Origin of the sequence: Clostridium sp. AF35-15 (genome assembly GCF_003477745.1) — a bacterium.
Taxonomy (GTDB): domain Bacteria; phylum Bacillota; class Clostridia; order Lachnospirales; family Lachnospiraceae; genus Otoolea; species Otoolea fessa.
In genome coordinates, this window is record NZ_QUDY01000024.1 from 1 (window position 1) to 765 (window position 765).

1 protein-coding gene is annotated in these 765 nt (G+C 49.8%); it reads left to right on the forward strand.

The genetic code is table 11. The features are described 5' to 3' along the window. Positions 1–28: 28 nt before the first annotated feature. Positions 29–765 (forward strand): leucyl aminopeptidase (locus tag DWZ76_RS14865; protein ID WP_243017882.1); only part of this gene is annotated, 737 nt, incomplete at its 3' end.

Sequence of the window (765 nt, forward strand, 5' to 3'; positions counted from 1 at the left end):
TATGAGTGATAACAGAATTATCGAATGTATGGAACGTGCACAGTATCTTCTTGGCAACCTGATGGCTGTTAAACCGGGCGAGGAAGTTTTGATTGTCGTTGACCCTCAAACCGACGAGAGAATGACCCAGGCGATGGCAGCAGCCGCTTTAAACTGCGGCGCTGAGTACGGCGTATACATGATGCCGATTCGTGGAAAAGACAAAGCAACCATTTTCCCGAAGTCACTGGAGCTTGGCATGGATGCCTGCGATGTATTTGTCGGCATGACCACCGCATCCGGTGCAGCTATCTACAATAACCACCTGAAAGAGCTCATCAACCAGAAGAAACTTCGCGAGGTTTCCATCTGCTTAAGAAGCATCGATAACTTCACAAGAGGCGGCGCACTGGCAGATTATGAAGCAGTTTACGCAGACGGCGAGAAGCTGCAGGCAATCTGGAGAGGTCATAAGATGGCTCACATCACCACACCGGCTGGTACCGACCTGTACATGGAAATGAATCAGATGGAGCCGATCATCGAGTGTGGTATCGCGAGAAATCCGGGCGATGCAATGGCATGGTCTGACGGAGAGGTTTCCTTAGGACCGGTGATCGACACAACCCATGGCAAACTGGTAATTGATGGACCTATCTGCTACTATGGATGCCCGACCACACCGGTTGAGTTAAGAATTGAAAAAGGACGTATCGTAGAGGTGGTTGGCGGCGATCCGAAGATTTGTAAAGAAATCCGCCGTCAGATCGCAGAAGTTAAAGATTC